We start from the raw sequence: 7423 nt of genomic DNA, 5'->3' as shown, positions 1-7423 counted from the left end.
CGATCGCTTCGCTGCTGTCACCCTTAGAACCGTTGAAATACAGGTTCAAGAGCACAGCGCTGATAGAGGCCAGCAAGATGCCCGACTCGATCAGCGGGTGGATGCTGTGCGGCATCCACTGCAGGTAGCGCGGCGCGATCAGCGGGATCATGCCAAAGCCGATCGAAATCGCCACGATGAACAGGTTGTTGCGGTTGCCCTTGTAGTCCACGCTGGCCAAGATGCGGATACCGGTGGCGGCCACCATGCCAAACATCACCAAGCCCGCACCACCGAGCACAAAGGTGGGCAGCGACTCCACCAGGGCCGCCATTTTGGGCAGCAGCCCCAGCACGATCAGGATCACGCCGCCTGCCACGCAGACGAAGCGGCTTTTCACGCCCGTCACACCCACCAGGCCCACGTTTTGCGAGAAGCTGGTGTATGGGAAGGTGTTGAAGATACCGCCAATCAGGGTGCCCAGACCGTCGGTGCGCAGACCTGCGGTGAGCATTTTTTGGTCGACTTTTTTGCCGGTCAGATCGCCCAGTGCGAGGAACATGCCGGTCGACTCGATCATCACCACGATCATCACCAAGGTCATGGTCAGGATCAGGATCGGGTCAAAGACGGGCGTGGCGATTTCGAAGGGCAGAACCAAGTCAAACCAGCCGGCTTTGCTGACTTTGTCGAAGTTCATGAGGCCAGCGGCCGTGGCCACCACGCCACCGATCACGATGCCCAGCAGCACCGAAATGTTGGCCACAAAGCCACGGGCGTACTTGGCAATCAGCAAGATGGACACCAACACGATGGCAGCAATGCCGATGTGGGACAGCTGCGCGTACTTGGGGTTGGGTACCGTGCCGACGATGTTCATGCCTGCAGGCACGGGGGGCACCGCACCTGTGCTGGCCGCTTGTTTGGCGGCATCGAGCCAGGCCAGGTGATCCGGGTTGGGAATGGTGGGCGCTGTAGGGCCGAAGGGGTTGCCAAAAATCCAGTTGATGCCCACGCGCATCAAGCTGATGCCGATGACGGCAATGATGGTGCCGGTGACGACAGGCGGGAAAAACCGCAGCATGCGACTCACGATGGGCGCAATCAAGATCGAGATCACCCCCGCGCCAATGATGGCGCCAAAGATCAGCCCTGCGCCTTGAACGCCCGGGTTGTTGTTGGCCATGGCCACCATCGGGGCCACAGACGCAAACGTCACGCCCATCATCACGGGCAGCTTGATGCCAAACCACTGTGTGGCACCGAGCGATTGGATCAGCGTGACCAAACCGCAGCAAAACAGGTCGGCTGAGATCAGCATCGCCACTTGCTCAGGGCTGAGCTTGAGGGCGCGGCCGACGATCAGGGGCACGGCCACCGCGCCGGTATACATCACCAGCACATGTTGCAGGCCCAAAGCGGCGAGCTTGCCATTGGGCAAATGCTCGTCAACGGGGTGGATGGTTGAACTCATGGAGGGGTCTCCTGAAAAGTAAACAGGGGGGAAAACTGCAAAAAAAACTAAATGTGTGCTTCTTTGCGTTCCAAACTGTATACAAAATAGAATGCGATGTGGATGCGTGAAAACCCTGTGTATTCAAGGTCAATGGCCCCGGACGCAAAAAACCGCCTGAACCCCGAAGGGCGGCGGCTTTCAGTGCACGCTGGTCAACTCAAACCGACATCAACGGAAACAGCGCATGGTCCATCGGCACCCCAGCAGGCAGCTCTTGGTCCAGTCCGGTGAAGGGCGGCGAGGTCACCCAAGGCCGTGGCGCGTGGGTCATGTCGTCGCCCAAAAAGCGCACCGAGTACACCCGCCTGCGCTGCGTGCCGTCCACGCCTGCTGAGGCGTGCAGGCTGAGCATGTGAAAACACACCAAGTCGCCCGGCTGCAAGTCCCAGCCGAGGATGGGGAAGTCTTCGCGGTGGTTTTCGATATCAGGCAATTCGGCCAGCGAGCCTTCGGGGAACCATTTGGCTTGGTTCGTCATGAAGGTGCGCGGCATCAGCCAAGGGCCACGGTGTGAGCCCGCGACGAACTCCAGCGTGGAGGGGCGGGACACCGGATCCACCGGAATCCAGAAGCTGATGTTCTGCAGGCCGTCCACGTTGTAATAAGGCTGGTCTTGGTGCCAGGGTGTGCGCTGGCGCGTGCCGGGCTCTTTGACCAGCAGGTGGTCGTGGTACAGGCGCACCGTGGTGCTTTGCATGAGGCGCTGCGCCAGTGCGGCCAAGGGCGTGTCAAAGATGAAGCGCTTGTACTGCGGGATGTCTTGCCAGTTGCAAAAGTCTTCAAAAAACCGCCCCGGGTCGTCCGGCCGACTGGCCACCATGCCACGCGGGCTGGGCTGGGCCAGATTGGCCTCGATGCCGCTTTTGAGCAGTTCTACTTCTTCGGGTGTGAACAAGTTGCGGATGCACACCGCACCGTCGCGCTGATAGTCGGCCACATCCTGGTCGGTGGTGCAGGCCTGCACGCGCTGGCGCAGGGTCTCCAGCTGCGGCGCGGTCATGTTCAAGCCAGCAAATCCAGCAACGTGCGCGCCACCACTTTGGTGGCCCGGCGCAGGTCTTCCAACTGCACATGCTCGTCGGCGCGTTTGGCGTTGGACTCGCGCACGGTGCGCGGGCCTGCGCCGTAGATCACGCCGGGGATGCCGCGTTCCACGTACAGGCGCACGTCGGTGTAGAGCGGTGTGCCGATGGCGGGGATGGGCTCACCAAAGACCTGGCCGCCGTGTTTCTGGATCGCATCGACCAGCGGCTTATTGCCGGGCAGGGGTTTCATGGCGTTGGCCAACAGCATGCGGCGCACATCCACTTGCAGACCATTGCCGCCGCGTGGGGGCTTGAAGCTGGCGGCAGCTTGAGCAATGGTTTGGCGAATGCTGGCTTCGACTTCGGCGGGGTTCTCTTCGGGGATCATGCGGCGGTCGAGCTTGAAGCTGACTTTGCCGGGCACCACGTTGGTGTTGGTGCCGCCCGAGATCAGGCCCACGTTCAGATAGGGGTGGGTGATGCCTTCGACCTGGGACGTCACCTTGAGGTATTGCGTGTTGAGGGCGTGCAGGGCGTTCAAAATGTGCACCGCGCCTTGCAGCGCGTCGGTGCCGCTTTCAGGGATGGCCGCATGCGCCATCTCGCCTTGCACCGTGACTTCCATTTGCAAGCAGCCGTTGTGCGCGGTGACCACTTGGTAGCTGAAGCCTGCGGCGATCATCAAATCGGGTTTTGTCAGGCCCTTGGCGAGCAGCCAGCCGGGGCCGACCTCGCCGCCGAATTCTTCGTCGTAGGTGAAGTGCAGTTCCACACCGCCCTTCAGCTTTGCATTGAGCGATTCGAGCGCGCGGGTGGCAAAGGTGAAGGTGGAGAAGTCGCACTTGCTCACGGCGGTGGCGCGTCCGTACATGGCACCTCCATGGATTTCGCCACCGTAGGGCGGGTGTGTCCAGCCTTCGCCGGGCGGCACCACGTCGCCGTGGGCGTTCAGGGCAATGGTTTTGCCTTCGCCGTATTTGCGGCGCACGATCAGGTTGGTGACGGACTCCAGGCCATAGGCTTTCACCTCGGCTGTGGGCACGGTGTGTTTTTCGGCCACAAAGCCCATGGGTTGCAGCAGCTCGGCGGTGCGCTCGGCGTGGGGCGCGTTGTTGCCGGGCGGGGTGTCGGTGGGCACCTGCACCAGCGCTTGCACGAACTTGACCTGCTCGTCAAAGTGCGCGTCGATCCAGGCGTCAAGTTGTTGGTATTGGCTTTCTTGATTGACGATGGGGGTGCTCATGACAATTCCTGAGAGAGTTGGTGCAAAACATGGGTGAAGGCGTCGATACACAGCTGCATGTCGCAGCTGGTGGTCGATTCGCGTGGGTTGTGGCTGATGCCCCCGTTTTCGCCGCGCACAAACAGCATGGCCTGGGGCATGACTTCGTGCAGTTTCATGGCGTCGTGGCCTGCGCCGCTGGGCAGTTTGAACAGCGGCACGCCCAAGGCGCTCACGGCGCGTTCCCAGCGCGCTTGCCACTCGGGGGCGCTGGGGGCCGCGTTGGCGCTCAGGGTCAGCTCGGATTTCACGCGCACGCCACGGCGCTCGGCAATCTGGTCGAGTTGCGCCATCACATCGGCCACCAGCGCGTCGCGCTGTGCATCGGTGGGGGCGCGCATGTCCAGGCTGAACAGGCAGCGGCCGGGCACCACGTTGATCGAGCCGTTGGGCACTTGCAGCTGGCCAATCGTGGCCACACTGTCGCCGTCTTTCGCTGCACGTTGCTCCATGTAGAGCGCGAGTTCGGCCACGGCGCAGGCCGCGTCTCGGCGGCGGTCCATGGGGGTGGTGCCCGCGTGGCTGGCGGTGCCGAAGACCTCGCACAGGTAACGCACGCTGCCGTTGATGGACGTCACTACACCCAGCGGGATGTTCACTTCATTGAGCACCGGGCCTTGCTCGATGTGCACTTCGACAAAGCCGAGGTACTGCGCCGGGTCGCGCTGGATTTTGGCGATGTCGTCGATGTTCAAGCCCGCGTGCTGCATGGCCGCGCGCATGGTGATGCCGTTGGCGTCTTGTTGGTCCAGCCAGGCGGGGTTGAATTGGCCAATGAGCGCGCCCGAGCCGAGGAAGGTGGCCTTGTAGCGCTGGCCTTCCTCTTCGGCGAAGGCCACGACCTCGATGCCAAAGGGCAAACGCTTGCCCTGCTGGTGCAGCTGCTGCACGCAGGCCATGGGCACAAAGATGCCCAAGCGACCGTCGTACTTGCCGCCGTTGCGCACGGTGTCGTAGTGGCTGCCCGTCATCAGGTATTTGCCGCCCGCTGTGGCGGGGTGGTAGCGGCCCACCACGTTGCCCACGGCGTCGGTGTGCACCTCGTCAAAACCACAGTCGCGCATGTTTTGTGTGATGCGTTGGGCGCAGGCGCGGTGGGCGTCGGTGAGGTACGTGACGGTCAGCTGGCCCAACTCGGCAAAGCCGGGGTCGCTGTGCTGGGCCAGTTGTTCTTGCCAGTCCCAAACCCTGTGGCCCAGCGTGGGTTCCACGCCAAACTTGTCGTTCAGGCGGATTTCGGCGATGCGGTGGATGTTGCGCAGGCACTCAGCCAACTCCATGTCGGGGTGGCCGAACAGGCGGCGCTCAAAGGCCTCGATGATCTGTTTTTTGCTCAAGCCCACGCCGCGTGGGCCGCGCACGGCCAGGATGAAGGGCCAGCCGAACTTGGCGTTGTAGTCGGCGTTGAGTTGTTGGATCTTGGCGAACTCTTCGGGGGTGCAGTGGGTCAAGCCTGCCTTGGACTGCTCGTTGGTCGATTCGGCCGTCAGCGTTTGACTGACCATGGCCTTGCCTGCCAGTTCGGGGTGAGCGCGGATCAGGCCCAGTTGCGCGTCGCGCCCGGCGTGCGCCAGCACGTCGCACATGGCGTGCTTGAGGTGCGCCAGCGAAGTGAAGGGGCGTTTGTTGAGCGCCTGCTCGGCGATCCAGGGCGAGTGCTCGTACAGTCCGTCAAGCATTTGGGCGGCATCGGCTTGAGATGCGCTGTTGAGTTGTTCCAAGGTCAGTGTCATGTGTGTCCTGGTGCTGTTTTTGGCTTTTGTGGGAGCCCCGAACTCGGGGCGATGGCGCGTGGCCTGCAAGGAATTTTCGCGGCGGTGACGCCGCTCCTACAGGGGCGGGACCTGGCTGGCATAAGGGTGCGTGGCTTTCCAGTGCCGTGCAATGTCGATGCGCCTGGCCACCCAGACCTTGTCGTGCGACTGGATGTGGTCCAAAAAGCGTTGCAGCGCGGTGATGCGGCCAGGCCTGCCCAGCAGGCGGCAGTGCATGCCGATGCTCATCATCTTTGGGGCGTTGTCAGCAATTGGATCCCCCTCGGCATACAGCGCGTCAAAGGTGTCCTTCATGTACTGAAAGAACGGGTCGGCATGCGAATAGCCTTGCGGCAGCGCAAAGCGCATGTCGTTGCAGTCCAGCGTGTAAGGCACGATGAGTTGCGGCGCATCGGTGCCGTCGCTCTTGCGCACTTTCATCCAAAAGGGCAGGTCGTCGCCGTAGTAGTCGCTGTCGTATTCAAAGCCGCCAAAGTCGGCCACCAGTCGGCGCGTGTTGGGGCTGTCTCGCCCGGTGTACCAGCCCAGTGGGCGTTCACCGGTCAGCTTCTGAATAATCTCCATCGCCTCGGCCATATGGGCGCGCTCGGTGGCCTCGTCGATGTGCTGGTAGTGAATCCACTTGAGGCCGTGGCAGGCGATGTCGTAACCCAGCTCCTTGAAGGCGGCTGTTAACTCGGGGTGCTTTTGCAGCGCGGTGGCCACGCCAAACACAGTGAGCGGCAAGCCGCGCTTTTCAAACTCACGCAACAGGCGCCACACGCCCGCACGCGAGCCGTATTCGTAGATGCCTTCCATGCTGATGTGCCGCTCGGGGAAGGACGGAGGGTTGAACATTTCAGACAGAAATTGCTCGGAACCCGCATCGCCGTGCAGTACCGAGTTTTCGCCGCCTTCTTCGTAGTTCAGCACAAACTGCACCGCCACGCGAGCGCCGCCCGGCCATTGCGCGTGCGGCACATGGCGGCCGTAGCCTTTGAGGTCGCGGGGGTAGGGGAGGGTGCTGTCGTAGGTGCTCATGCGGTGCTCTTGCAGGTGCTCAAAGGTTCAGGCCAAGGCCAGGGAAATGTCGTGGGTGGGGACTTTGCGGTCGAAGGTCAGGCTGGCTTCGACATGCAGCAGGTGCTCGTGCATCAGGCGCACGGCGAGGTCCGAGTCCTGCGCTTGCAGCGCCGCCACGATGGCCACATGCTCGTCGGTCGAGTGCTCTGCCTCGTTGCGCGACTGGTACATCAGCGTGATCAGGGCGCAGCGCGAGATCAACTCGCCCAGCACCTGGGCCAGCACATCGTTGTGCATCAGCTCGGCCATGCGCACATGGAAGTCGCCCAGCAGCTCGGTTCGACCGGTGATGTCGCCTTGGGTCACGGCTTCGCGTTCCTGGGCAATGTGTTCTTTCAGTGCCGCGATCTGCTCAGGCGTGACTTGTTGCACAAAGGCGCGTGTCATCTCCGCTTCCAGCATGCGGCGTACCGCAAACACCTGTTGCGCTTCTTCGACCGAGGGGGCGGCCACAAACGCGCCGCGGGCCGGCTCAAGCTTGATCAGCCGGTTTTGCGAGAGCTGAAACAGCGCCTGTCGCACCAAGGTGCGCGACACACCAAAGTGGTCGGCCAGCTTTTGTTCGGCCAGTTTCGAGCCCGGCAAAAGCCGGTGCTCCACGATGGCGCGGGTCAGCGATTCGACAATGTGGTGCGTGGTGGAAGTTTCCATGTCTCGCGGTCCCTTTGCGGGGTGTGCCCAGGTGTTTTTGTGTCGGTGGTGCAAATCATAGCCACCAAAAGCAAAATTGTATACACTTCAGTCGACCGGTTTGACGGGCTTTTCAAAGCCTGGCCAAAACCAC

6 protein-coding genes are annotated in these 7423 nt (G+C 62.1%); all 6 read right to left on the bottom strand.

Annotation, left to right across the window (positions count from 1 at the left end; genetic code table 11):
• Positions 1 to 1453: nucleobase:cation symporter-2 family protein (locus Q0O99_RS15230; RefSeq protein WP_293752827.1), on the bottom strand; the 1453-nt coding region annotated here is incomplete at its 3' end.
• Between the two features lie 199 nt (positions 1454 to 1652).
• A complete protein-coding gene (locus Q0O99_RS15225) occupies positions 1653 to 2495 on the bottom strand; it encodes a phytanoyl-CoA dioxygenase family protein (RefSeq protein WP_293752826.1) in 843 nt (280 codons plus the stop codon).
• 2 nt (positions 2496 to 2497) lie between these two features.
• Positions 2498 to 3763 (bottom strand): M20/M25/M40 family metallo-hydrolase, encoded by a 1266-nt coding sequence (locus tag Q0O99_RS15220; protein WP_293752825.1) that lies wholly within the window; start codon positions 3761 to 3763, stop codon positions 2498 to 2500.
• Complete coding sequence (uraD, locus tag Q0O99_RS15215; RefSeq protein ID WP_293752824.1) at positions 3760 to 5535, bottom strand: 2-oxo-4-hydroxy-4-carboxy-5-ureidoimidazoline decarboxylase; 1776 nt, start codon at positions 5533 to 5535, stop codon at positions 3760 to 3762. The genes Q0O99_RS15220 and uraD overlap by 4 nt, the downstream gene beginning before the upstream one ends.
• 96 nt (positions 5536 to 5631) lie before the next feature.
• Entirely contained in the window at positions 5632 to 6597 is a 966-nt protein-coding gene (puuE, locus tag Q0O99_RS15210) for an allantoinase PuuE (protein ID WP_293752823.1), read from the bottom strand.
• 27 nt (positions 6598 to 6624) lie between these two features.
• Positions 6625 to 7290 (bottom strand): GntR family transcriptional regulator, encoded by a 666-nt coding sequence (locus tag Q0O99_RS15205; RefSeq protein ID WP_293752822.1) that lies wholly within the window; start codon positions 7288 to 7290, stop codon positions 6625 to 6627.
• Between the last annotated feature and the right edge of the window lie 133 nt (positions 7291 to 7423).

Origin of the sequence: Limnohabitans sp. Rim8 (assembly GCF_945901735.1) — a bacterium.
Classification (GTDB): domain Bacteria; phylum Pseudomonadota; class Gammaproteobacteria; order Burkholderiales; family Burkholderiaceae_C; genus Limnohabitans_A.
Note: the sequence above shows the minus strand (reverse complement) of the source record. Positions and strands in the feature narration are given on the sequence as shown.

Excerpts from the sequence above, each read along its gene's own strand:
- Q0O99_RS15220 (WP_293752825.1), bottom strand. The coding sequence starts at position 3,763 with ATGAGCACCCCCATCGTCAATCAAGAAAGCCAATACCAACAACTTGAC.
- Q0O99_RS15205 (WP_293752822.1), bottom strand. The coding sequence starts at position 7,290 with ATGGAAACTTCCACCACGCACCACATTGTCGAATCGCTGACCCGCGCC.
- Q0O99_RS15225 (WP_293752826.1), bottom strand. The coding sequence starts at position 2,495 with ATGACCGCGCCGCAGCTGGAGACCCTGCGCCAGCGCGTGCAGGCCTGC.
- uraD (WP_293752824.1), bottom strand. The coding sequence starts at position 5,535 with ATGACACTGACCTTGGAACAACTCAACAGCGCATCTCAAGCCGATGCC.
- puuE (WP_293752823.1), bottom strand. The coding sequence starts at position 6,597 with ATGAGCACCTACGACAGCACCCTCCCCTACCCCCGCGACCTCAAAGGC.